The 25,569-nt window shown below is 36.4% G+C and carries 24 protein-coding genes and 1 pseudogene; 23 read left to right on the plus strand and 2 right to left on the minus strand.

Annotation, left to right across the window (positions count from 1 at the left end):
* Positions 1-111 precede the first annotated feature (111 nt).
* Positions 112-873, minus strand: a complete 762-nt coding sequence (locus ABWU29_RS03750; protein ID WP_174516733.1) for a sugar phosphate nucleotidyltransferase — start codon at positions 871-873, stop codon at positions 112-114.
* A 693-nt stretch (positions 874-1,566) separates the two neighbouring features.
* On the opposite strand from ABWU29_RS03750, the gene ABWU29_RS03755 reads away from it, so the two are divergent.
* Positions 1,567-5,094 carry a DEAD/DEAH box helicase gene (locus ABWU29_RS03755; RefSeq protein WP_353280138.1) on the plus strand — a complete coding sequence of 1,176 codons (3,528 nt, stop codon included), beginning with the start codon at positions 1,567-1,569 and terminating at the stop codon, positions 5,092-5,094.
* 584 nt (positions 5,095-5,678) lie between these two features.
* On the opposite strand, the gene ABWU29_RS03760 is transcribed toward ABWU29_RS03755, so the two are convergent.
* Positions 5,679-5,831, minus strand: a complete 153-nt coding sequence (locus ABWU29_RS03760) for a hypothetical protein (RefSeq protein WP_174516734.1) — start codon at positions 5,829-5,831, stop codon at positions 5,679-5,681.
* A gap of 40 nt (positions 5,832-5,871) precedes the next feature.
* Between ABWU29_RS03760 and ABWU29_RS03765 the strand changes: the two genes are divergently transcribed.
* The 22 genes and pseudogenes from ABWU29_RS03765 (at position 5,872) to ABWU29_RS03870 (ending at position 25,400) form a co-directional block, all read left to right on the plus strand.
* Positions 5,872-8,055 carry an AAA family ATPase gene (locus ABWU29_RS03765; RefSeq protein WP_353280140.1) on the plus strand — a complete coding sequence of 728 codons (2,184 nt, stop codon included), beginning with the start codon at positions 5,872-5,874 and terminating at the stop codon, positions 8,053-8,055.
* Between the two features lie 1,780 nt (positions 8,056-9,835).
* Positions 9,836-10,633, plus strand: a complete 798-nt coding sequence (locus tag ABWU29_RS03770; RefSeq protein WP_174516736.1) for a hypothetical protein — start codon at positions 9,836-9,838, stop codon at positions 10,631-10,633.
* Positions 10,634-10,808: 175 nt separating this feature from the next.
* A complete protein-coding gene (locus tag ABWU29_RS03775; RefSeq protein WP_353280142.1) occupies positions 10,809-11,180 on the plus strand; it encodes an AAA family ATPase in 372 nt (123 codons plus the stop codon).
* A gap of 61 nt (positions 11,181-11,241) precedes the next feature.
* Positions 11,242-11,586: a hypothetical protein gene (locus ABWU29_RS03780; protein ID WP_353280144.1), complete on the plus strand. Its 345-nt coding sequence runs from the start codon at positions 11,242-11,244 to the stop codon at positions 11,584-11,586.
* A 1-nt stretch (position 11,587) separates the two neighbouring features.
* The gene (locus ABWU29_RS03785) at positions 11,588-12,064 is read left to right on the plus strand and encodes a crossover junction endodeoxyribonuclease RuvC (RefSeq protein WP_264378212.1); all 477 of its coding nucleotides are present in this window, start codon (positions 11,588-11,590) and stop codon (positions 12,062-12,064) included.
* A 124-nt stretch (positions 12,065-12,188) separates the two neighbouring features.
* Entirely contained in the window at positions 12,189-13,421 is a 1,233-nt protein-coding gene (locus ABWU29_RS03790; protein ID WP_264378213.1) for a DNA modification methylase, read from the plus strand.
* Position 13,422: 1 nt separating this feature from the next.
* Positions 13,423-13,917 carry a hypothetical protein gene (locus tag ABWU29_RS03795; RefSeq protein WP_174516746.1) on the plus strand — a complete coding sequence of 165 codons (495 nt, stop codon included), beginning with the start codon at positions 13,423-13,425 and terminating at the stop codon, positions 13,915-13,917.
* Between the two features lie 163 nt (positions 13,918-14,080).
* Positions 14,081-15,898, plus strand: coding sequence for a phage terminase large subunit family protein (locus ABWU29_RS03800; protein ID WP_197907406.1), 1,818 nt, complete (start codon positions 14,081-14,083; stop codon positions 15,896-15,898).
* Positions 15,898-16,122, plus strand: coding sequence for a gpW family head-tail joining protein (locus ABWU29_RS03805; RefSeq protein WP_174516742.1), 225 nt, complete (start codon positions 15,898-15,900; stop codon positions 16,120-16,122). Before ABWU29_RS03800 ends, ABWU29_RS03805 begins: the two co-directional genes overlap by 1 nt.
* Positions 16,119-16,811 carry a glycoside hydrolase family 25 protein gene (locus ABWU29_RS03810; RefSeq protein WP_174516743.1) on the plus strand — a complete coding sequence of 231 codons (693 nt, stop codon included), beginning with the start codon at positions 16,119-16,121 and terminating at the stop codon, positions 16,809-16,811. Before ABWU29_RS03805 ends, ABWU29_RS03810 begins: the two co-directional genes overlap by 4 nt.
* A pseudogene (locus tag ABWU29_RS03815) lies at positions 16,811-18,230 on the plus strand (phage portal protein). Before ABWU29_RS03810 ends, ABWU29_RS03815 begins: the two are co-directional and overlap by 1 nt.
* Positions 18,227-19,321, plus strand: coding sequence for a S49 family peptidase (locus ABWU29_RS03820; protein ID WP_353280147.1), 1,095 nt, complete (start codon positions 18,227-18,229; stop codon positions 19,319-19,321). Before ABWU29_RS03815 ends, ABWU29_RS03820 begins: the two are co-directional and overlap by 4 nt.
* 215 nt (positions 19,322-19,536) lie before the next feature.
* Positions 19,537-19,905 (plus strand): head decoration protein, encoded by a 369-nt coding sequence (locus tag ABWU29_RS03825; RefSeq protein ID WP_174516748.1) that lies wholly within the window; start codon positions 19,537-19,539, stop codon positions 19,903-19,905.
* 51 nt (positions 19,906-19,956) lie between these two features.
* Positions 19,957-20,961, plus strand: a complete 1,005-nt coding sequence (locus tag ABWU29_RS03830; protein ID WP_197907404.1) for a major capsid protein — start codon at positions 19,957-19,959, stop codon at positions 20,959-20,961.
* A gap of 173 nt (positions 20,962-21,134) precedes the next feature.
* Entirely contained in the window at positions 21,135-21,443 is a 309-nt protein-coding gene (locus ABWU29_RS03835) for a hypothetical protein (protein ID WP_197907403.1), read from the plus strand.
* A complete protein-coding gene (locus ABWU29_RS03840) occupies positions 21,434-21,946 on the plus strand; it encodes a phage tail protein (protein ID WP_197907402.1) in 513 nt (170 codons plus the stop codon). Before ABWU29_RS03835 ends, ABWU29_RS03840 begins: the two co-directional genes overlap by 10 nt.
* On the plus strand, positions 21,943-22,401 hold the full coding sequence (locus ABWU29_RS03845; protein WP_410542006.1) for a hypothetical protein: 459 nt from the start codon (positions 21,943-21,945) through the stop codon (positions 22,399-22,401). The genes ABWU29_RS03840 and ABWU29_RS03845 overlap by 4 nt, the downstream gene beginning before the upstream one ends.
* Complete coding sequence (locus tag ABWU29_RS03850) at positions 22,395-22,859, plus strand: phage baseplate assembly protein V (protein WP_197907400.1); 465 nt, start codon at positions 22,395-22,397, stop codon at positions 22,857-22,859. Before ABWU29_RS03845 ends, ABWU29_RS03850 begins: the two co-directional genes overlap by 7 nt.
* Positions 22,860-22,862: 3 nt before the next feature.
* A complete protein-coding gene (locus ABWU29_RS03855) occupies positions 22,863-23,117 on the plus strand; it encodes a PAAR domain-containing protein (RefSeq protein ID WP_197907399.1) in 255 nt (84 codons plus the stop codon).
* A gap of 2 nt (positions 23,118-23,119) precedes the next feature.
* Entirely contained in the window at positions 23,120-23,455 is a 336-nt protein-coding gene (locus ABWU29_RS03860) for a GPW/gp25 family protein (RefSeq protein ID WP_197907398.1), read from the plus strand.
* A gap of 2 nt (positions 23,456-23,457) precedes the next feature.
* Positions 23,458-24,249, plus strand: a complete 792-nt coding sequence (locus tag ABWU29_RS03865) for a baseplate J/gp47 family protein (protein WP_197907397.1) — start codon at positions 23,458-23,460, stop codon at positions 24,247-24,249.
* Positions 24,249-25,400 carry a phage tail protein gene (locus tag ABWU29_RS03870; protein ID WP_209452515.1) on the plus strand — a complete coding sequence of 384 codons (1,152 nt, stop codon included), beginning with the start codon at positions 24,249-24,251 and terminating at the stop codon, positions 25,398-25,400. Before ABWU29_RS03865 ends, ABWU29_RS03870 begins: the two co-directional genes overlap by 1 nt.
* The last annotated feature ends 169 nt before the right edge of the window (positions 25,401-25,569 follow it).

Raw genomic sequence — 25,569 nt, forward strand, 5'->3', positions numbered from 1 at the left:
AGGAAAATCTTTCACACCTATCATCTTACAAGTAAGACTTAAAAAGCATTATAAAACTAGTATAAAACAAATGTCAACTTAAATTAAGGATCAATGAATAAAAAAATATAGTTATGAAAGAAGGGTTGGTTGTCTTCTTCTATTTGCCTGAAAATAACGTTCTGCTTTGACCAAATCCTCTTTGTTATTTACCCCCATTGCTTCCTTTTCGTCAGCGACTACATAACCTGCACGTAAGTTATTGCTTGCTGCAATGGGTATTATATCATTAAGACAACATTCGTTGGTCGAATCATTAAATTTTACTTCTTTTATTAGGGTATAAAGATCTTTAGCGTATGAAACCATTATTCCAGAGTTTGCAAGAAGAATTTCATCTTCACTTTTCAAGACTTTTTGAACATTGTCATTATCATCAATTACTAATCTTCCATATTGCTTATCTTGACTATTAAATCCAAGAAGAACTAAATTTTTATTATTACACTTTAAACAATCAGTCATTCTCATAACTGTATCACTAGATATAAACGGGGTGTCTCCGTACTGTATTAAAACTATGTCTTGGTCAGATAACCGCTCCAGGCTTTCTAGGGCAATTTTAACTGCAGTGCCAGTACCTGTAATATTTTCTTGAATTATCAATTTTATATTATATTTATCAATTATATCTTTTAAGGTACTAAATCTTTCTAACTCCTTTAGAAAAGGCTTGTTAATGACAATTGATAGACTTTTTAAACTCAGCGGTTTTGCATTGTGAATTATATGCTCTAAAAGAGTAAAATTTCCTACTGGGTGTAGTGTTTTTGAGTACTGTGAATTCATTCTACTGCTTTTTCCTGCTGCTAATATTATCAACGTGTTATCCATACATAACTCAAGAACTTACTAGGAGGTAAGTTAAGTGATAATTAATGAGTTGTAAAGTCTACTATAGTTTCCTAAATGATCCAGAAAAAATAATTAACATGCTTGAAATATATAAATCCTCTATGACGCTAATATAGATTAGCCGATAAAGTAAGCTTCCCAGAACTACTCATTTATATTGACCCATCAGTACTTATACAAAAGCTAGTTGATCGAGAAAATAGGCAAATCCTTATCAACGGCCTACTACTTTCCCTAACTTATGCTTCCTTGTTATATTGTTGAGTATACTTTTTAAATAGTTTTTTTCTGTTTTCTATCAACCAATAGAAGTTTCTTTTAGCCCATAAGGATATTTATATAGGAACTGATATTTTCTATGCTGGCAAGAGTCTTGACGCCGTAAAAAAAACTACTCAATAATTGGGTAACTTCTGATGACATTTTCACTGTACATTTATCGCACAACATTAGTGCTACAATCACAGGTGTAAAGGTATTAAACAACCTTTAAAAAGTTTCACTTTTCCCTTAATCAATTTTTCCTTTGATATAAGTGTTTATTGCTTTTGCCCTCTCTGTTGTTATAATTAACATTTTGTAGTAGTTCAAGATGAGTTTTGCATATTCAGAGAAAATCATCCATAGAATCAGCATCTAGCTTATCTAGGTTAAAATATATAGTTTTACAAGATGACTATTTATGGAAGAACATGGTGGGGAGAAAAATGGCTTCAGTGCTTCAATAGAATTGATTATGATAACCGTCTTCCACGTGGCAGAACTTGTGCTAATACTGGTCGAACTTTTGGTATTAAAATTAATGGTCACATAGTTACAGCTAAAGTTCATAGCTCAGGATCTTACCCATATCGTGGTTCAAAACCTCAACCATATAAAGTCAAAATTATACTCAATGAATTAAGCTCATCAGAACAACAGACCATTCGTCAAATTATTGAAACTTCACCTTCTATACTATCTAAATTAATAAATAGGCAATTACCAACCAGCTTGTTTGATAAGCTTAATGATCTTGGGATTAAATTGTTTCCTTCAAATTGGGAAGAGATGAATGCAAATTGCAACTGTCCTGATTGGGCTATGCCTTGTAAACACATTGCTGCTGTAATTTATCTTATTGCTGCAGAAATTGATAAAAACCCCTTCATGATTTTTAATATTCATAATTGTAATTTGTCAGCACTTATCGATGATTTTGGGAATGGAAAATTAGAAAATGCTCAAAATATTTTAAAGATAGATGATATATTTAAGGCATGTTCTAAAATTAGAATACATAACCAAGCAATTTTAAATGATATTGATTTATCAACTATTCCTAACCTTTTTGATTGTATCAGTAGTATTTTAACAGATAATCCACTTTTTTTTGAAAAAAACTTCCATAATATTTTACAGATAGCTTATAAGCACTGGCAAAAGTATCCTGCAGGAAAGTTAGTGTACTATCCAGCTTCTAAGAAGGAACTATCAGAAGAGGAGCTATTTATTAAAAGATGGGGAAATATTGAGAATTGGCAAACATTTCAACTATTCATTGATGATCAGCATTACCTTACTCAAGTGAGCAATGGTACAACTAATGTATTTATGCTAAGTAGAAATGTATTGAAAGATATAGCGCGATTTTTAAACGACATTCCTAATTCGTTACTTCACAGGCTTAATCGTGAACTTCGCTTCATGCATATGATTTCACAGTTTGCACATATGCTGATGGAAAAGTCAGCGCTAATACCACAAGTATTACAAAACAAAAGAGGAGAAATTATAATTAGGTGGATTCCGGCGTTGTTTAATGAGTCAGTTAAGGAAATTCATAGCAAGATATCATCTATTTGTCCGCCTCTATTGATTAAATATCAAGAAATCGCTATGGAACCAGAGGAACAGGTAAATGTTGCTATCTCTCTCATCCTTTTAGGGTATATAGAAGATAACTTTCCTGCATCACTGGATAAGCATAGAGATAAATACATCTTTGAATTATTCTTTACTGGAAGACCATACAAGTTTACTGAGTTTAGCAACAAGGAAATACCGCAAGCAATTAATCTCTGGCTTTCACGTCTTTATTTAGCAGATAAACCTTACAAACTCTATTTAATGATAAAAGATCACCATGAAAAATTTGAACTTGAGGTACAGTTATCACTGGATGATGAGAAGTCATTCATAAAGCTGGAAAAAGCACTTTCTAATCAAAACGTAAAGCTTAGTATTTTATCTGATCTTGCACTCTTATCTGAATACATACCTGAATTAGAAAGATCGATTGATAGCAATAGCAAGTTATCATTTAATTTAGACGATTTTGCACCTTTATTCCTGGGTATTGTACCAGTACTAAGAGCAATAGGTATAACAGTTATCTTGCCGAAATCTTTGCAAAAAATCTTCAAACCACAATTAAGTCTTAGTTTGTCTGCCAAGGATAAAATAAAAGAAGATCGCGAAAGTTTTTTAACGCTGGAAAATTTATTGAAATTTGATTGGAAAGTAGCAATAGGAGATAAAAAACTAAGCGTTACAGAATTTAAAAAATTGCTAAAAGATTCCCGAGGGTTTGTAAGAATCGTGGATCAATACGTCCTTTTGGATGACAAAGAGGTAGAAGCTTTATTAAAAAAACTTGATAAATTGCCTGATTATTTAAGTCAAGCAGAGCTTATGCAAGCTGCTCTAACAGGAGAAGTAAATGAAACTAAAGTAGCATTTGACCAGCAGCTTACAAGCTTGTTTAAAAAATTTAATACTTACACACCTGTAACTACGCCAAATAATCTAATAGCACAACTACGCCCATATCAAGAACGCGGATTTAGTTGGCTTGTACAGAACATAGAAAGTGGGTTTGGTAGCATAATTGCTGATGATATGGGTCTTGGTAAGACTATACAAGTTATTGCAGCCATTCTATACTGTAAAAATGCAGGATTTTTAAATGAAGATAAAGTCTTGATAGTAGCGCCTACAAGTATCTTAAGCAATTGGCAAAGGGAGATAGAGCGTTTTGCACCAGAATTAAAGCTTTTCATCTATCACGGACAAAATCGAGAATTGGCAAGTGATTATGATGTAGCTCTAACATCCTATGGTCTTGCACGTCGTGATAAAAAAGAACTTAATAAAATTCGCTGGTTTTTGCTCTTGATTGATGAAGCACAAAATATAAAAAATCCTAATACCGAACAAACCAAGGCAATTAAAGCTATTGAGGCAACGCATAGAATAGCAATGAGCGGTACTCCTGTTGAGAATAGGTTACTTGAGTATTGGAGCATTTTTGATTTTATCAATAAATCTTATCTTGGTACCCCTAAGCAGTTTAAGACCTATTTTGCAACACCAATTGAAAAAGCAAGAGATAGAACTTGTCTAGAAAGGTTTATGAAAATCACTAGCCCTTTTATGTTACGTAGGCTTAAGAGTGATAAAAGCATTATTCAGGATTTACCAGATAAAATTGAGAATAATCGTTATTGTTCCCTCACTTCAGAACAAACAGCTCTTTATCAAAAGGTTGTTGATACAACTATGGAGAAGATAGAAAAGAGTGAAGGAATTGAACGTAAGGGACTAATCTTTAAACTTATCAATGCTTTAAAGCAAATTTGTAACCATCCATCACAGTTTGGCAAGAAAAAGCGTGCGAGTATTGAACAATCCGGTAAAATGCAGATGCTTGAGGAAATATTGATTAGTATTGGTGAAGTTGCAGAAAAATCATTGATATTTACTCAATACACTGAAATGGGTGAGATTATAGCTAGGCTACTTGAAGAAAGGTTTGAATCAAAAGTGCCATTTTTACATGGAGGACTTTCTAGAAAAGCACGTGATACAATGATTAATGACTTTAAAAACTTATTCCAGTCCAACATTCTTATAGTGTCTTTAAAAGCTGGTGGAACAGGGCTTAATTTAACAGCGGCAAACCATGTAATACATTACGATTTATGGTGGAATCCAGCAGTGGAAGCACAAGCAACAGATCGGGCCTATCGTATCGGGCAAGAACGTAATGTTATGGTGTACAGGCTACTTTCAACAGGTACATTTGAAGAGCGTATTGATGAGATGATTCAAAGCGAGAAGGAATTAGCAAACCTAACTATAAGTAGTGGCGAGAGTTGGATTACAGAATTTAACAACGATCAATTAAGAGATTTAGTTAATATAAAAAATGCACTATAATATAGCTGAGTTATTTAATGTAAAGAACCAGATAACTACCGCTCAATAGTTCAAAATAGAGACAAAGATCAAAATTTACGTCTCCAATTTCATCATGTATAGCGGAGACAAAATTTTGTGTTTTATGTCTCATTGGTAGGCAAAAAACCTGTAATTACGTTTTAAAGCGATTTTACCACTCTAGATCCATTGTACCTTTTTAGCGCCTGTAATGCCCTTTAAAATTTGAATAAAAGGCATCTTTAATAATTCTATTCATGAACCAAAAAGTAATTGCCGTTTTCAGAAACTTTTCATTTTTACAGATGGCTTGAAAAGATTATCATTAATAGGTAGGCCAAACTCCTCCAAAGAAAAAAGTTTTTAATTTTTTCAGAAAAAGTCATAAGAAACCCGGTATATATATAGTAGAGGGTTTTCTATTCGCTTATAATTCCACCTTAAATTAAACTATGCCTGCGTATATGAGAAGGTTTAGCCAAAATTCCTTACATATTAGTAGTATGCAATATATCAACAAAATAAAAACTAAGAGGTTGACATAGTGAGTAAAATGTAGTAGAGTTATAGTAGAGCATTTTTTCTTAAAAGAAAGAAGATACTAAAGCCTCACTTTTCACTATAAACCTAAACTGACTTCCTTTATTTCTTAATATAGCCTTGCCAAGAGAACCTCCTATTGCAGTTTTTACTTCATAAGAAGAGAGTAAGACCCCAATCAAAACAGCCTTACTCAAAAACCTTTCAAACGCTTAATCTTAAAAGGAGTTTCAATTTATGGTACAAGATTTTTTAACTGATGTCAAACAAAAAAATACTTTAAATGATGAATATTATGATTTTAACAATACTGTAGAACCATTAGAGCAATTTGATGTAGAAGAAATAAAAAGACAACTATTATTAAACATAAGATCATGCCTTTCTTATTTATTCCCAAGGGGAACTTTTCGTGGTGATAAGTTTTATATAGGCAATGTACAAGGTGATAAAGGAAAGAGTCTAGTAGTAGAATTAAGTGGCAGTGAAGCTGGCCTATGGCACGATTTTGCAACAAAAGAAGGTGGTGATATCATCGATCTTTGGGCAGCAGTACATAGAAAAAGTACGAGAATAGAGTTTCCTGAAGTAATGGCTTCTATAGCTGAGTGGTTTGGTCATTTTAAAAAGCTCAAAACTTCAGGTAATCCAACTGCATATTGGGATTATTATGATGAAAACGGACAAGCTATTGTTAGAGTCTATCGTTATGATGATGATAGTGGAAAGCGATATCTTCCTTTTGATGTGAAAAAATCTACTTTTACTGCACCAGAAATCAGACCTTTGTACAATATTCCAGGCATTTTAAAATCTGACAAAGTTATTCTAGTTGAAGGGGAAAAATGTGCAGAAGCACTGATAAAACAAGGTATTACAGCTACAACAACAATGTCTGGAGCAAACGCAGATGTTAAAAAGACTGATTGGTCACAACTGAAGGGCAAGCATATTATTATTTGGCCAGATAATGATGAAGCAGGTGCAAAATATGCTAAAAATGTTGGAAATAAGCTTTTAGAAATTGGAGTTGCATCACTTGCTGTGCTTGAAATTCCTCGAGGTAAGCCTGAGAAATGGGATGCTGCTGATTGTGTAGAGGAAGGTATAGATGTCAAAGAGTTTTTAGCTTCAACTCCGTTACTTACTATTGATACTCCAGCTACTGATACTTCAAATATGAAAAGTTTAGAAAGATCCACAAAACAGCCACTTAACATTTTAGATTGGAGTGCAGAGCGCTTTGTAGGTCCGGTACCAGAGCAAAAGTTTCTTGTTGAAGGTCTATTTCCTTTAGGTGTTACTTCAATAATAGCAGCAATGGGAGATACAGGCAAAGGTATGCTTCTTCTTGACCTGGCACTTAAGGTTGCAAGTGATATGGATCAACTGTGCGGTTTTGGTCCTTTGGTTACTGAACATGGATCAGTAGTGATTTTTTCAGCAGAAGATGATGCAAGTGAGATACACCGCCGCTTAGAACGACTTGACCCTAAGTGTGAAAGGTTGAAACATAAAGATAAATTATTTATTGTACCACTGCCAAACGTTAGAGGATCACTTACAATACTCAGAAATGTTCGTGGTAAAATCGTCGAAGTTTCTCCTGAATTCGAATCCGTAATGAAACAGCTCGAGGAAATTAAAGATCTGAAATTGATAGTATTTGATCCACTTGCTTCATTTATCCATGCAGATATAAATGCTGATCCTGCTGTAGGGGATTATCTGATGTGTCTATTGTCTGATCTAGCAAATAGTACTGGAGCTTCAATTGTTACTGCTCACCATATGAGAAAGCCAAAGAGTGAGAAACCTATATTAACTGCTGAACAAGCACGAGATGCCATCCGTGGTACCTCTGCTCTTGTTAATGGTGTTAGATGCTCATATGCTTTTTGGCCAGTAGAAAATACAGCTAGGCTAGAAATCTTTAAGGCAGTAGGAGAAACACCAAGACAGAATGCTTTGTTTCATGGGGCAGTTGTGAAGGCCAATGGTTTAGCTGATCGCACTGTAAGAACTTACCTAAGAAATCAGGAAACGGGGCTACTAGAAGATATAACAATACAACTAACAGTTAAAAATGCTAGTGAAAAAGACCTTAAAATATGTCTTACTGATGCAATTACACGATCTGCTGCTTCAGGACATCCATTTACTCACACAGGAAGCACAGGAGTATATAAGCAACGGCATAGACTACCTGAAGTTTTTCACAGCATGGGAAGGGATAGACTAGAGCGTATGGTACAGGAACTTTTACAAGCAAGACCACCAAAATTAGTAAAGGGAATGTCTACAGGTTCGAAAGAAGATAAATGGCTTGACATTCCAACTGGACCATTTGCTTGTGGTATAGGAAAATTCACTCCTGGAGCTGAAGATTTTAGCTATAGGCAAAATTTAATGTTAGGATAAGTCTTTTTTTATGGGTAAAAATATTTTAGAGTTTACCCAGTTTCTTCTATTGTTTTTTCAACTTGTAGCTACTATCAATTCATATCTACTTAACTAAAACGCTAATTTTAGAACTCAATATAATTTTCAATTAAAGGTAGATAGAATATATAAGAAATAACACCACCAACAATTGAATTACATTCCCAATTCCCAGGTTCCCAAATCAGTAATTGGAAATTAGGAATCTGAATCCTGCGTGAGAGCTAGCTTTTCCACCTGCGTTCCCAAAAGAGTTCCTAGAAATCATGTGTCTAAAGTCAGCCAGTATAGCGGATTCTAGCTTCCCAAAACCCTTATATATTATATATATATAATAGTAATAAATAATAATAGATAAAATAATATAAGCTAATAATAAAACATACAAATCTAAATGCATTCAACTTTTAACTAAGTCTGACCCAAAAAATAGTGTTAAAATGTTCATAAAACAGAACGTAGAAAAGCAAATAGCCTTCAATGTCGTTTTTAAGCGATTCTAGTATCTTAAGGTAAAATAATACCAACTACACCTAAGTAACGCTTGTAACACCCTTTAAAAGCCGATTAAAAGGTATATCTAAGTCATCACCCACCTCAAATTTTATCTTTGCAGAAGAAACTCTATTTTAGTTTATCACGTTTTTTATTCGTTGTAAAATATTTTTTCAAAAAAAGTGAACAGTTTTCATAATTTCGGTACAACAAGAGCTGGTTATTTTGGTATATTGGAGGTCTTATGGAAATATAACGACTTTTATCTAAAACTCCTAAGGGAATATTGTGAGTCTTTTGATGAAAAAATCTCTATAAACAGGTTATAGATGAAGGTCAAGGAAAAAAGTTTGAAGTTACTGCCATAGAAGAAGAAACAGAAGCTCGTAAAATTTGATTGCTGCTTAAAATGGAGACAAAGAGCAAAATTTATTGTCTCCAACAGAAAAACTTCTTTTGTAGTAGTCAAAAAAAGCAGAGATATAGGGCTTTCTGAAGGGAGGGGACAATTTTTCACCCCCCTTGAAATTAAAACCAAAAAGATACAGTTTTACATAGCACATTTTCATTGTAAAAAAGAGCTATCAGCCCATTTCAATTGTCTCCATTGCAACACCATTCTTAAAAACGCCTTAGAAGGCTATTATAGCGTTACTGATGATCTAGATAGGGAGATACTGTTTTATCAAAAACTCATGTAACCTCTTCTAGATTCAAATAATCAGTTGTTTCCAAAATGGAAAGATCTCAAATAGCGAAGAAGCTGTTGTAAAAGACATAGCTGGTTTTAGGCTCTTTTTAATTTCTTAGCTGCCTTAAAATTATTTTAACTTTTTTTTAGAAAATCCCGGAAAAAGTGGTGAGAAATCCGGAGTATAGGGGCATTGAGTGTAGATAACACAAAAGTCGGCAAACAAACAGAGTAGAGAAGAGAAGATTGAAGAAAGCAAAAGAAATTTAGGCTTTTGGTAAGTTACGTAATTGAGAATTTGTATTTTTTTAGATGAGGTAAAAACTTTGTTTTAAGGCTAGATGCAACTTTAGGGTACAAAAATACTACCATTACCAAAGAACGCATATAATGCCCCTTAGAACTTGAATAAATGGCATTCTTAGCAATTCTATTACTGTATAGTAAACTCACTAGTGAGTTTAGCACGTTTTTTACGCTTTGCAAAGAAAAATTAAAAAAAAGTGAACAGTTTTTGTAAAATCGGTGAATATATATAACAAAAGCTGGTTAAGTTGGTATATTGGAGGTCTTATGGAAATACAACGACTTTTATCTAAAACTCCTGAACAATTGAGGGAATATTGTGAGTCTTTAGGTTATGAAGATAAGCAAAATCTCTATAAACAGGTTGTAGATGAAGCTAAAGGAAAACGTTTAAGAGAGCTGAAACAATTAAGTAAATTAGCTACTGCAATAGAAAAAACAACGGATAAGAAGTTATTGAAACCTTTTCGCGGTGATGATAATCCGCTTAATGGAGTAGTAATTTTAAGTTTTTTTGGAAAATTAAGTAGGCGCCTTCTTTTAATAATGCACTCTTCAGTTTACGATAAAAGTTTAAAACAGTTGGATGAGTTAGATGAATTATTACCACAGATGTATGGAGAACTAAGACCTAAATTGACAAGTAGCATGAGAAATTACGCAGAAAGAGAGCTAAGATTCAGCAACTTCTTGCGCGATAACATTGATACTTTCAAGCTTCTAGAAAAAGCTGAACATGGTTCTATAGAAGAAAGAAAAAAAGCAGCAATCGCGTTATTTATACGCCAGCCAGAATTAAATTTCCAAGGGGATGTATTTTTACTTGGTCTGATTTCTCAGCATATAGGAGTTTTTAGAAATCACGTAAAACGCAAAGTAGATGATTTGATTGACTCACTGGAAAAAGGCTTAGAAAAATTGGAAAACGTAGAAGAGGATACTGAAGAATATGGAGAGATTGAAAACGAGCTAATAGATGAAAGAAGTGAAGTAATGAATGAATTACGTTGTTTAGTGCTTAGCTATGCCCTATTTGAGGAGACACATGAACAAAGAAACCCTTAAAAGTCTCTTCAAAAGCCAAATTATCTACGCTTACAGTAACTATAAAGGTAAGGTAACTTTTAGTTGTATGAAAATTTTTTTCAAAAAAAGTGAACAGTTTTTGTAAAATTGGTGAATATATATAATAGCAAGGAATTAACTCCTAATTAAGGTAGGTAGCATAAGATTCTTGTTATTGACTTACAAAAACCCATTCATAGCGTATTTTGAAGGAACCAGACGATATTTAGGAACTTATGCTACAAACTTAAATTTAAATATTTTTAGTAATTTTATGATAAAAGCAATAGATTGTTCAAAATGGGTTGGTTCACCTCCCGAAAAAGAATTCATCATACAAGATTGGCTTTCCCTAGGAGAAGTATCATTTCTTAAAGGTGAACGTGAAGTTGGTAAATCACTTCTTGCTCAACAATTAATGACATCGGTTGCTACTGGTAAGCCATTGCTCAATATGGATGTCAAACAGGTTAAAGCATATGGTGTATTTTGTGAGAGCAGTAAACGAGATATAATACGTCGTCAGTGTATGTCTTTACCAAGTTGAAGAAACTTTATTTGAAAGCCAAATACAAATCCTTGCAAGAGAAGGAGAGAATAATTTCTTAATGATTTTTAACGATAAGGGTATAGGAGAGTTTACCCCTTTCTTTCATGAGCTATTTGAAGATATTCAATTGTTTCAGCCAAAGCTTGTAGTGTTAGATACAATTTCGGATTTATTTGGTGGAGACCCTTTACACCTTGAGCAGTTTATGGATGGCTGCTGTGCTCATATAGCAAAGACATTAAACTGCGCTGTTTTAGTATGTGAGCACGATTCAAGCATAACTATATGTGATGATAGAGTCTGGCACTTGTCCATGTTAGAAGAGGTAAAAGATGAACGGACGCTATATTGTGGGGGATCAAGCCATTTATTACGTTATCAAAATGGGGTTTTTGTAATTTAGGATGTCTATTTTAACACTCGACCTCGGCAAGCAAACCGGCTGGGCAATTCTGACAGATGGAGTAATTCAAAGTGGGAGTGAAAACTTTCATGGTAGCCGTTTCAGCGGAGGTGGAATGCACTTCTTAAATTTTCGTAGGTGGCTCAATGAGATGAGGGAAAGATTTTCAGATATTGAAGCAGTGTATTTTGAAGAAGTAAGAAGACATTTAGGTACTGACGCTGCACATTGCTACGGAGGCTTTCTAGCTCATTTAACAGCTTGGTGCGAGGAAAACAATATACCTTATCAAGGTGTACCTGTCAAGACGATAAAACGCTTTATCACCGGTAAGGGTAATGCAAGTAAAAGTGAAGTTATTGAAGCTGTAAAGGGAAAAGGGTTTATTCCTCAAGATGATAATGAAGCCGATGCTTTGGCGTTGATGCTTTGTGTTAATAATTTTAGTAAAGGTTTTAATATGCTAGATAACACATAGGAAGTGGGTCCTTTCGGCCAGACTGGCGGACTTGGGAGCGAAACCCCGGGCCCTCTCTAGCGTCAGACGTTTTTTAATTATTAACTTTTTAACAAGTTATTAAGAATTTAAACATAGCAATTATATGAATTTAGCAATCCACTATTACCCCGTTGAAAATCTTGTCGAATACGATCGTAACCCTCGCAAGAATGACGATGTAGTAAACAGAATGTGTGCCTCTATTCGGGAATTTGGTTTTCGTATTCCGATAGTTGCAAAAAGCGATGGCACTGTGGTTGATGGTCATTTAAGACTTAAAGCAGCAAGAAAACTGGGTATGGAGAGTATTCCCGTAGTCCTCAGTGATAACTTAAGTGAAGCCCAAACCAAAGCTTTTCGTTTACTTGCCAATCAATCAGCTAACTGGGCAAAGTGGGACGATGATCTTTTGAAGTTGGAAATTCAAGAGTTAGAAGACTTGGAGTTTGACCTTAAAATGACTGGATTTGAGCTGGAAAAAGTCCAACGCTTTCTCGACAACATTGATGGAAAAGAAGAAGTAGAAAGAGGAGAAAAAGAGGGGGTGGAATTGGTCGATAAAAAGTCAGTAGTGTCGAAACCAGGGGATCTGTGGATTTTAGGTGGTCATCGAATCTACTGTGGTGATAGTTGTCTGGTTGAATCATTTAAAGCGGTACTGGACGATAAAATGGCAGATATTACCGTGTGTGACCCTCCGTATAACGTAGCATATGGTGACAGTCAGGAAAGAGAAGACAAAAAAATACTAAACGATGATCAAGGTGAAAATTACGAATTGTTCCTTTATGACATTTGTTCTCACGTTTTAGCATACACCAAAGGGGCAATTTACATCTGTGCATCATCATCAGAGCTTTCGACCTTGCAGAAGGTATTTGAAGAAGCAGGTGGTCGTTGGTCGACATTCATCATTTGGGCAAAGAATCATTTTACGCTAGGAAGATCTGATTATCAAAGACAATACGAAACAATACTCTACGGTTGGAAAAATGGCAATAAACGTGAGTGGCATGGGGGACGTAATCAAAGTGATCTCTGGTTTTACGATAAGCCAACGTACAACTCACTGCACCCAACGATGAAACCAGTGGAGTTAATGGAGAGAGCGATAGTAAACAGCAGTGGACCAGGGGATATAGTTCTTGATCCATTTAGTGGTTCTGGAAGTACATTGATTGCATGTGAGAGGACAGGAAGAATCTGTAGAACCATAGAACTTGATTCCGCCTTTGTAGATGTAACGATAAAGCGTTGGCAGGTGTATACAGGAAGAGATGCTATTCTCGCTGATACTGGAAAGACTTTTGCACAAATTCAAGAATCAAGACAATAAGATGGAAGAGGGAAAAATCACACAAACAGAATGGGCAAGGGAACAAGGGTTTGCCAAGCAATATGTCTGTTATTTAGTAAAGAAAGGAATAGTTGAGCTGAAAGATGGATTAATTGACCGAGAACAAGCAAATAGAGCAATAGAAGCAATTAGAGATCCAAGTCAACCACTGAGGAGAAAAGGTGGAGAAGAAGGGGAAAAAAGAGGAAATAATGATCTTTCAACGATGTTGCTTAAAACCCGGATAAAAAACGAGATGGAGCGGGGAAAACTGCTCGAGGCAAAGGCAAAAGCTGAAATTGGTGAACTTATCTCAGTAGAAGAAGTAAAGACTGAAGCATTTAATGTTGCAAGAGTTGTCCGTAATAATTTGCTTAACATTCCAGATAGGGTTTCAGCATTACTAGCATCGATAAATAACACAGAGAAGATCCATGAGACACTGACTGAGGAAATCAGAACAGCTTTAGAAGAGCTAACGCAGAGTGTATTTTAATGATGACATACAATTTGAGGTCACTAAAGAAGCTCTTAATGAGTTTAGTAAGCCTTACCCATATATTAATTGTGATACTTATTTTAAGTAAGGCATCAGCAGATACTTATTGCAGACAAAAAATACCTCTTTTTCTCCTTAAAAGTGCAACAATTGCAGCATTATGATATACAGCAGTAGTTTTTATGCAGGGCTAAGGCCAGATCCACCACTAAAAGTATCAGAGTGGGCAGATAAGAACCGTCAGCTTTCGACGATAGCATCATCAGAGCCAGGAAAATGGAGAACAGAGAGAACCCCATATCTTAAAGAAATCATGGATTCACTATCTTCATCTTCACCGGCTGAAAAAGTGGTATTCATGAAAGGAGCGCAGATAGGCGGAACAGAAGCTGGGAATAACTGGATAGGATATATAATCGACCAAACACCAGGCCCTATGCTGGTAGTACAGCCAACAGTAGAAATGGGCAAGCGTTGGTCAAAGGGAAGATTTGCGCCGCTCATTGAAGATACACCATGTTTAAGGAGTAAAATAAAAGATCCAAGGTCGAGAGATTCAGGCAACACTGTACAAAGTAAGGAATTTCCGGGAGGAACGGTAGTAGTAACAGGTGCCAACAGTCCAGTGGGTTTGCGTTCAATGCCGGTAAGATATCTTTTTTTAGATGAAGTAGATGCGTATCCAGGGGATTCAGGAGGAGAAGGAGATCCAGTTTTACTCAGCATAGCCCGAACTAATACTTTTACGCGGCGAAAAATCTTTTTAGTTTCAACACCAACGGTTCACGGAATAAGCAGAATAGAGAAGGAATTTGAGAATTCAGACAAACGATACTTTTTTGTACCTTGTCCACATTGTGATCACTATCAGGTGCTGAAATGGCCACAGATAAAGTGGAAAGATAAAGATCCCTCAACAGCCCACTACGTTTGCATAGAGTGTAGGGGAGAAATAAAAAATCATCAAAAAACAGAGATGCTAGCTAGAGGTGAATGGAGGCCTACTAATCCAATAAAAGGTGAAAAAAAAGGATTCCACCTTTCAAGCTTGTATAGCCCAGTTGGCTGGTATAGTTGGAAACAAGCAGTAGAAGATTTTCTGCATGCAAAGGAAAATGAACAATTACTAAAAGTTTGGATAAATACAACACTCGGAGAAACCTGGGTAGATAAAGGAGAAGTACCAGACTGGAAGCAACTATTTGAGCGTCGAGAAAATTTTCCGATAGGTACGGTGCCAAAAGGTGGAAAAATAGTGTTAACGGCAGGGGTTGATGTACAAAAAGACCGCTTAGAAGCAGAAGTAGTAGCATGGGGTATGGGTCGTGAGAGTTGGTCAATAGACTATCAGGTATTAGAAGGTGATACTGGAAGTGGAGAAGTATGGGAAAAACTTTCAGAGCTTTTGAATCATCATTTTATCGGTGAAAATGGGCTTGAATATATGATAAGTATGATGGCGGTTGATGCTGGGTATGCAACACAAGAGGTATACAACTGGGTAAGAGGTCACCAAGGGTCAGGGAGAGTAATGGCAGTAAAAGGGGCAAACAAAGCGCTAGTGCCACTTAGCAGCCCAAGTAGAGTAGATGTAACAGTTAGCGGACAAAAGCTAAAGAGAGGAATGAAGCTGTGGCCAGTTGGGGTATCGATATTGAAGTCCGAGCTTTTTCAGCTACTTAATGTTTTAAAAAACGGGCCAGGGTATTGTCATTTTCCAGAGTATCCACCTGAATATTTTAAGCAACTTACTGCAGAACAACTAATTACCAAGGTAGTAAAAGGGTATACCAAACAAGAGTGGCAAAAGATAAGAGATCGAAATGAAGTACTAGATTGCAGAGTTTACGCAAGAGCAGCATCGATAGCACTGGGAATAGATAGATGGCCAGAGAGTAAGTGGGAAAGTTTAGTAGGTGAAAAAACTAAAAAGTCAAAAAGAGTGAGAAGAAGTCAATGGTTGAGTGAGAAAAGTTGATGTACAACCAAGAATATTTAACTCAAGTAGAAGAAGCGATAAAGAAGCTACAGAGCGGGGAAAGAGTAGTATCGATTGCATATGGTGACCATGTAGTTCGGTATGGAGAAGTTCAGATAAAAGATCTATTGGACTTAAGACAACGCATTAAATCTGAATTGAAAGTCGCAGGTGTGAAGCCGAAGAGAAAGATTGTTATTGCAACTAGTAAAGGAGTTATATGAGAAGTTATATGATGGAAAATGAATACCCAGACTTTTTAGAGCATTTAAAGTATATTATAGCCACTGGTACACCAGGGATGCTTGTAAATGCAATAATAGACATTTCCCATTGGAATAAAAGTGTAGATTTTAAGCTAGTGAAAGAAGATGGTATAGTGGGCATCATACACAAAGCAACGCAAGGGGTGAAGTACATAGATCCTGAGTATGCAAAAAGAAGAAAAGCCGCTGAAGAAGAGGAATTGCTTTGGGGAGCATACCATTTTGGTGTCGGGGAAAAAAGCGGCAAAGACCAAGCTGATCATTTTTTAGAGACAATTGGCGATAGTTCAAGTATATTGCTAGCCCTCGACATTGAAGAAAATAAAGATGGAAAAAGTATAACAGCAAAACAAGCGGAAGACTTTGTTAATCGAGTTTATGTAGTAACGGGACGTTTACCATTAATTTATGGCAGTCCTTATTTTCTGAAAGATTTTGCAACGCCGATTTTAACTGAATGCCCACTATGGTTATCAAAATGGGGAGCAGAGCCAACATTACCAATAGGATGGAAAAAATGGACTTTATGGCAGTATACCGATGGTAAAACAGGTCCTAAACCAAATTCAGTAGAAGGAATAGGCTCATGTGATAGAAATAAATTCAACGGAACATTAGAAGAATTAAAAGATTTTTGGATATCATGATGTTATTGAAATCATTCAAACAATTATTCCACAAGCGACCAAAACCAAAAGGTTCAGCATGGGATGGAGCTGGATCTGGCAGAAGATTATTGCACTTTCAACCAGAGACAGGAAGTATAAATAGCTTACTCTCGCATAGTCTTGAAACTTTAAGAAGTCGATCACGTGACATGGTAAGAAAGAACTCCTATGCAGCAAACATCATCGATACGATAGTGAGTAATTGCGTTGGGACAGGAATAAAACCGCAGTCAAAGGCGAAAGATGCAGAATTTCGGAAAAAAGTGCAAGAATTATGGCTGAGATGGACAGATGAAGCAGACAGTAGCGGAGTAAGTGATTTTTATGGACTGCAGGCATTGGTCTGTAGAAGCATGATTGAAGGAGGAGAATGTTTTGTACGGCTGAGAACGAGAAAACGAGAAGATGGTCTTTGTGTGCCGTTACAACTGCAAGTACTTGAATCAGAGCATTTAGACAATAAGAGCAATCAAACCCTTGCCAACGGTAATGTAATAAGAAACGGGATTGAATTTAACCGACTTGGGCAAAGAGAAGCGTATTACCTATTTAGAGAACATCCGGGTGAAGGATCATTTGGAGAGTCAGTTAGAGTACCAGCAAATGATGTTTTACATATTTACAGACCACTAAAGACCTGGGCAGATTCGAGGAGTACCGTGGCTTTCTACAGTACTTTTAAAGCTCTATGAACTTGATCAATATGACGATGCAGAATTAGTACGAAAAAAGACTGCTGCAATGTTTGCTGGGTTTATTACCAGACTCGATCCTGAGGCGAACATCATGGGAGAAGGGGAAAGCAATGAGCAAGGGGTAGCATTATCTGGTTTAGAACCTGGAACTATGCAACTTTTAGATCCAGGGGAAGATATCAAATTTTCAGAGCCATCAGATGTTGGAGGAAGTTACGAAGCATTCATGAAACAGCAGCTCAGGGCAATAGCAGTAGGCATGGGAATAACGTATGAGCAGCTAACAGGAGATCTTACCGGGGTCAATTATTCATCGATACGAGCAGGGTTAATAGAGTTTCGCCGGAGGTGTGCAATGTTACAGCATAACGTGGTAGTATTTCAGTTTTGCCGGCCAGTATGGTGTAGATGGTTAGAATTAGCAATACTATCTGGAGAATTAGACATAAGTGAAAAAGGGGCAAAAAAGGTAAAATGGATAGCGCAAGGGTTTGATTGGGTAGATCCACTGAAAGACCAGCAAGCACAGCAAATGGCGGTAAGGAATGGGTTTAAAAGCAGGTCAGAAGTAGTATCAGAGCTAGGTTACGATATAGAAGAAATCGACCAAGAAATTGCTGAAGATCAAAGGCGTGCTAGTGAATTGGGTTTAAGTTTTGACTCGGACGTCAGTAGTTTTGATTCTAATACTGAAATAATATGACAACACAAGTGAGCTGGCTCAATAAACCGATGATGATAGAGCAAAGAAGCTTTGATTTATTGTCATTACATGCAGAGAAGCATCCAACGTTTAAAAATATAAAACATGCAGTAAGAAATAGTGAAAGGGGAATAAAAGTAATACCAATACATGGAATCTTGACGAAGAAGTCAGAGGCTTTTGATGATGTGTTGGGGATGACATCGTATGAGAAGATACGTGAAGAGATAGAAGAAGCTTTAATAGATGAAGAAGTAGAAACAATAATTTTGGACATAGACAGCCCCGGAGGAGAAGTAAACAGTTTATTCGATCTTTCGGACTTTATTTACGAAGCAAGGGGATTAAAAAAGATCGTAGCAATAGCAAATGATGATGCGTATTCTGCAGCGTATGCAATTGCATCAAGTGCTGAAAAAGTATTGGTAACGAGAACTTCAGGAGTTGGAAGCATAGGAGTAATAGCAAGTCATATAGATCAAAGTGGATTTGATGAAAAGCAAGGGATAAAATATACCACAGTATTTGCAGGAAAGAGAAAAAACGATTTAAATCCACACGAGCCAATAACGTCTGAAAGTCTGGAAAGCTTACAAGAGGAAGTAGATCGCCTATATGAGATGTTTGTCGAGCTTGTAGCAAGGAATAGGAATCTTTCCACGGAAACAATCAAATCAACGGAAGCAGGGCTATATTTTGGTGAGAAAGCAATAGAGATTGGACTTGCTGATGAAGTGATAACATATTCTGAATTTATAGATAGGAGAAACAATATGAGTAAAGCTGAATTTAACTATAAGGGCCACACCATCGATGCTGATGAGTTAATGGAAGAATCAAAACGAATAGGTTATGAGAGGTGCCGCAAGGAAGTATTAGAGGTAATAAGATTATGTAATTTATCAAAGATGCCAGAGAAAATAGGAGAATTTATCGAGCAGAATGTAAATGCAAAACAAGCGCAAGAAATATTAATGTCGATACTGGCGGAGAGAACGAAGAAGACAGAGATACTGAGGACAATACCGCAAAATACACCAGAAGACTTGATGATGCAGGTAGCAAGAACTCGAGCGCAATCTGGCATTTGAGAAATTTAGGTATCAGCAATTACAAACGCCGCGGTAAATAAGTGACCAAAGTCCGCCAGAATAGGCAATTACAGGATGGCATATCTTTTACCGCGGCGTATAACAGCTACAAACACAGCGGTAAACAAGTAGCCAAAAATTATAAGCAATCTATCTTTTACCGCCGCGTATCAAACATGGCGGTAAAACTAAAGGGAAAAAAAGGAGAAAAATTTATGAGTTGTATAACCGAACAAAATAACCTTGGTGACCTATTAAAGTATGAGGCATCAAATCTATATTCAAGAGACCAAATAACAGTAGCAAAGGGGCAAAACCTTAAACTTGGTACGGTTGTTGGTCGTGATAAAGATGATCTAATTAAAATTATAAACTTAGCGGCTACAGATGGCACGCAAACAGCAATAGGTGTAATAACAAGTGATGTAAACGCAACGGAAACCACCAAAGCAGTAATCATTACACGTATAGCAATGCTAGCAGATCATGCAGTGGTGTGGCCAGGAAATATCACTGAGGAGCAAAAAGCTGCAGCAATAAAGCAACTTGAAGCACGGGGCATCATCATTCGTAAGGGAGTTTAAAACTGCTCAACTGAAGAGCAAAACCAATTTAAAACACTAAAGGGGAAAAACATGCAAAATCCATTTACAAATCCAGCATTTAGTATGACGGAATTAACTAAAGCAATAAACATATTGCCGATAAATTATGGTCGAACAGAAAGCTTAAATTTATTTCCAAGTAGATCGGTAAGATTTCGACATATCACGATAGAAGAGCAAAACGGAGTATTGAGTTTATTACCAACGCAAGTTCCGGGAGCACCAGCAACAGTGGGAAAACGCGGAAAACGAAAAATAAGAACATTTACGATACCACATATTCCCCATGATGACGTAGTGTTACCTGAGGAAGTGCAAGGAATAAGGGCATTTGGGTCAGAGAATGAACTGAAAGCGTTGGCTAACGTGGTAACAGATCATCTGGAGTTGATGAGAAACAAACACGCGATAACGTTAGAACATTTGCGAATGGGGGCGTTGAAGGGAATCATTCTTGATGCAGATGGGTCAGAGTTATTAAATCTTTACAACGAATTTGAAATTACGCCAAAAGTAGTAAATTTTGCACTGGGAACTGCGACAACCGATGTTAAGCGTAAGTGTCTGGAAGTATTGCGCCATGTTGAGGACAACCTAAGTGGTGAATACATGACCGGGATTCATGCACTGGTAAGTCCTGAGTTTTTTGATGCACTAACTTCTCATGCCAAAGTAAAAGAAGCATACGAGAGATGGCAAGAAGGAGCAGCGCTAAGGAACGACATGAGATCAGGATTTACGTTCTGTGGAATAACATTTGAGGAGTACAGAGGACAAGCAACTGACCCTGAAGGAAATGTGAGAAGGTTTATAGAAAAAGACACAGGACACTGTTTTCCACTTGGTACAGCAAGCACATTTACTACTTACTTTGCGCCAGCGGACTTTAATGAGACGGTGAATACCCTTGGTCAGCCATTGTATGCAAAACAAGAGCCAAGAAGATTTGATAGAGGGACTGACCTTCATACCCAATCAAACCCTTTACCGATGTGCCACCGTCCGAGGATATTAACAAAAATCGTTGCAGCATAGAGGAGCCAAAAAGGAAAGAATGACTTTCCTCCTACCAATATAGCCACTTTGTGTGCCTTTCAAGTTTATTGCATAAAGAGGTAAAATGGTTTTTGTGGGCAGAGCAACTACAAGAAAAGAGGTATGAAAAAGCTGCTCTGCTCGAAGTAAAAGTTAATACATAAAAAGAAGACATGCAAGGAAATATTAAGAGATTATTGAAAGATTGTTTTACACATTTAGGGCAGCAAGCGTTGTATGAATCAAAGGATAAGTCATACATGGTTCAGGTGCTGAAACAACAACCAGATAAATTATATGGAATTGGTGAAGGACAATTTGTCGGGGAGATGGTTTTTCTTGAGGTGAGTATATTCGATGTATTGCAGCCAGTAGTAGGAGATACCTTTATTATTGATAAGCGTAAGTACAAAGTATATTCACCACCACTTAGGGATAATTCAGGAATGTTGTGGAAGATTCAGGCGTCAGGATGCGTATAAACATAGAAATCACCGAAAGCATTATACAAAGCGTAAATGCCAAAAAATCTATAGTGGAATTGGCAACGATGAGGGCACTAAACAAAACAGCGCTATGGATAAAATCACAAGCAGCTAGAGAAATTAGCGAAGAAAAGAAAATAAACTTAAACGTGATAAGAAAGAGATTGAGAATTTTTAAGGCTAAGACAAGTAGGTTAGACGTATTAATGAGAGCAAATTTATATGATATTAGAGCATCAGCAGTTGGCAAGATGAAACAAACAAGAAAAGGAGCGAAAGTAGGAAAACATGAGTTTATAGGAGCATTTATGGCAATAATGCCAAGAGGAAATAGTGGTGTTTTTAGGCGTGAAGGAAGAACAGCTTTGCCAATACAAGAGGTAAAATTAGCATTGGAGCCAGAAGCATCAAAAATAATAAAGGAGCTAGTTAATTATGAAACAGAAGGGATATTTGAGAAATATTTTGAGCGTGAATTAAACTATATTGTAAAAGTATGATTTTAACTGAGTTGCACAAAGCAATTTGCAGGATGTTGAAGAAAGAAATACCAGCGATACAGACATGTGAAGTATATCCAACGATAAGAAGGGAAATAGTAGCACCAGCGGTATTTGTAGAATTGTCAAGTTTAGAGCAAGGAAAAGATCCAGGAACAGAGGAATTGGCGCTGAGAGCAAGATTTGAAGCAAGAATTGTAGTTGATGGAACAGTCGAGGATTCCTCGGTAGTTGTGAGAGAATTAGTAGCAGAAGTTGCGAGAGTAGTGAATAAGAATACTTGGGACGTGGAAAATGTTTCAGCAGGTGAATTTATATCAGCAGGAGGAGATGATTTTAGGCCAGAGTTGGATGCATATCTAGTGTGGATGGTTGAATGGGTGCATGAAATCCATGTATGGAAGTCAGTGTGGTCAGAAACTGGCACATACAATAAGTGTTGGCGAAAATGTTAGAGCATAATTTTGCAATTTCAGAGCTGAATAGGAAGTTAGCGAATATTATTCGTATAGGTCTAGTTAAAGAAGTAGACTATGAAAAAGCAAGAGTGCGGGTAAAAATAGGAGAATTTTTAACGGATTGGCTTCCGTGGGTAACGGCAAGAGCAGGAGAAGATAGAAGTTGGTTTGCGCCGAATATTGATGAGCAAGTAATAGTATTATCGCCATATGGAGAGTTGTCATTAGGGGTAGTATTACCAGCAATATATCAGGAGAAATATCCCCCTCCGGAGAATAAAAAGGAAATAAATAGTGCAAAATTTCAAGATGGGACAAAGTTATCGTACGATAAAGATAAACATCATTTAGAGATAGATGTAATAGATAAAATAACGCTAAAAGTTGGGGAATCAAGTATAGAAATGACAAAAAAGGGAATAAAACTCAAAGCAAAAAGAATATATCTAAACTAGTAGATGGGTAAAGCAATCGTTTGTGTAGGAGATTATTGCAGTGGAATACCAGCACATGTTTGTATGAGTGGTAGTAACGATGTTTTTGTAAACGGTAGATCTGTGTGTCGAAAAGGAGATATCTTAACTATGGGAGAGACACTAACGCAAGGATCAAACAGCGTATTTGTTAATGATATTGGCATAACAAGAACCGGTGACTTGGCATCGTGTGGTTTTCATGTAATGAGTATTAGCAAAAATGTATTTGCGAGCTAACAATGAAAGGGATGAGCAAAGAAACAGGTAAAGAATTAGAAGGAATAGAACATCTGAAACAATCAATAATTGATATACTGACCACACCGATAGGATCACGTGTTATGCGAAGGGATTATGGGTCAAGACTACTTGAATTAGTAGATAAGCCAATTAATAGGGATTTAACTTTGGAAATCTATGCAGCAGTAGCAGAAGCTCTACAAAAGTTGGAGCAAAGATTTAAGTTAGAAAAAGTAAAAATTACAGAAGTGAAAGAAGGAAAGGTCAATATTTCATTAGATGGTATTTATCTACCAAATGGAAAAAATATTCATTTTGGTGGGATTGTGGTATAGAGATGGAGCAGCCTAACATTATTGAGCCACTGAACTTTGAAGAAATTTTGTCTCGGATGAAGGAAGAATTAGTGCGTCGTGACTCAAGTTTCACAGCATTGGTAGAAAATGATCCAGCAATAAAGGTTTTAGAAGTAGCAGCATGGCGAGAACTTTTGCTGAGAGAAAGAATAAACGAAGCGGTAAAAAGTAATTTACTTAAGTTCGCAGGAGGAGAAGACTTAGATCGTTTAGCTGAGTTTTACGGAGTTGAGAGAGAAAAAGAAGAAGATGACGAACGATTTAGAAAAAGAATCAAGGCAAGAATAGTTGGCTGGAGCACTGGAGGAAATTATAGGTTTCAAGCACTCTCAGCAGATAGAAGAGTAAAGGATGCGCTAGTTGAATCAAAAGTGCCAGGAAGTGTAGAGATCTCGATTTTATCCACGGAGTTATCCACAAATGGCATAGCGTCTGAAGAACTACTTGATATTGTAGGAAAGCAAGTCACCAGGGATGATATAAGGGTATTAACAGATACGATAACAGTAGTTGGTTGCAATATTATTGAAATAAATATCCACAGCAGAATTAGTATTAAAAGACCAGATATTATTGAAACGGTGAAGAAGAAATTTATAGAAAAATTTGAAACAACGAAAAGATTGGGATGGAAGGTGACAAGATCATGGATTATAGCGAATTTGTTCGTAGAAGGAGTAGAAAACGTAGAATTAATAGAGCCAAGAGAGGATGTTGTGGTATTGGGGAATGAGTGTGCTGCCTTAAGAAGTTTAAATGTTGAGTTGAATTAATGCTATTACCACCAAATGCAACAAAACAAGAAAAAGCGCTGGTTGATGCAGTAGATTACAAAGTAGATCCTGGTTGTATCAGAGGGTTTAAATTTAGCCCAGGGGAAAAAGTATTACCATGGATAATTGAAGAGTACGGGCTGGGAGAAATCCTGCATTGGGTAACAGACAAAAGAAAAGCGATAAAAGAAGGGATAAAATTTCAAAGACTGCGTGGCACACCAGAATCACTTAAAATAGCATTAAAATGGGCAAATATAGAAGATATTACGATCATTGAAGAGCCACCCGGTAAACACTTTTTTGAGTTGCAGGTAGGGATAAGAGATGTACCGTTCGTAGATGCAGTAGTAGAACTAGCAAAACTATCATTGCCAGCAAGATCGAGGCTAATGAGGCTTTTCAATGACCACTATAATATTGGAAGATTTATTTTAGATGAAAGCTTTTTTGGCAGTTTGTTATCGGATTATTCAGGGGTAAAAATAGAAAAAGATGGACCAGTATTATCATTTGGAAGAGTAAATTTTTTCAGGTCTAGTGGTCCAGTTATTAGGATTATAGAAAACTATCTACGCGATCATTATGAACGAGCTTTAAGCAATGACATATATCGCTTGGATGTAGCAATCCTTGGAGAAACCGAGCCTCATACTAAGAACTATAACGGTATTTATGAAAGAAATCATGTGTGGTATAACTTCAAAGCGCTATATCCGCTACCACAGAGCTTACTACCGGCAATTAAGTTTGCTAAAGCGCAGATAGTATTATCAGATAGCTGGAACTTAGGAGAAATAAACGCATGTTTTCCGGTTACTGGTATAGAAGAGGAAGGGGATAAATTTTTATTGGGAAGTAGCAAACTATCTGAACAACTGTGGAATTTAAAATACAAGCCAATTTTAGAAAGGTTTAGCGTTACTCACCACTACAAGGTAGAAGATTTTACCAACCAAAAAGTTATAAGATTTGGTTTAGCAGAACACAATGTTCATTTTGAAAGCGATTTAAATTCAGAGCAAAAGGATTCAATACATGAACCGGAAAATTACATTTTAGTGTTTTACCCAGGTGTACTAACGTGGCACGAACATCGACATTTGAACAGAAGTTGGGAAGAAAAACAGGTCATATGTTTAATGAGTTAAATATATATACTTATATCTTCATACACTACATTAACATTCGGTAAAAATGTGTGTTTTTTGAAAAAAAGAAGTTGCTTTTCCATGCCAAAACAGCTATAAATTAGGTAGGTGTAGGTAAACAAAAAAGATTTACCAAACGCTAGAAGTTAGGAAGTTTTATAGTGAGGTA

Origin of the sequence: Wolbachia endosymbiont (group A) of Phasia obesa, from assembly GCF_964028125.1 — a bacterium.
Taxonomy (GTDB): Bacteria; Pseudomonadota; Alphaproteobacteria; order Rickettsiales; family Anaplasmataceae; genus Wolbachia; species Wolbachia pipientis.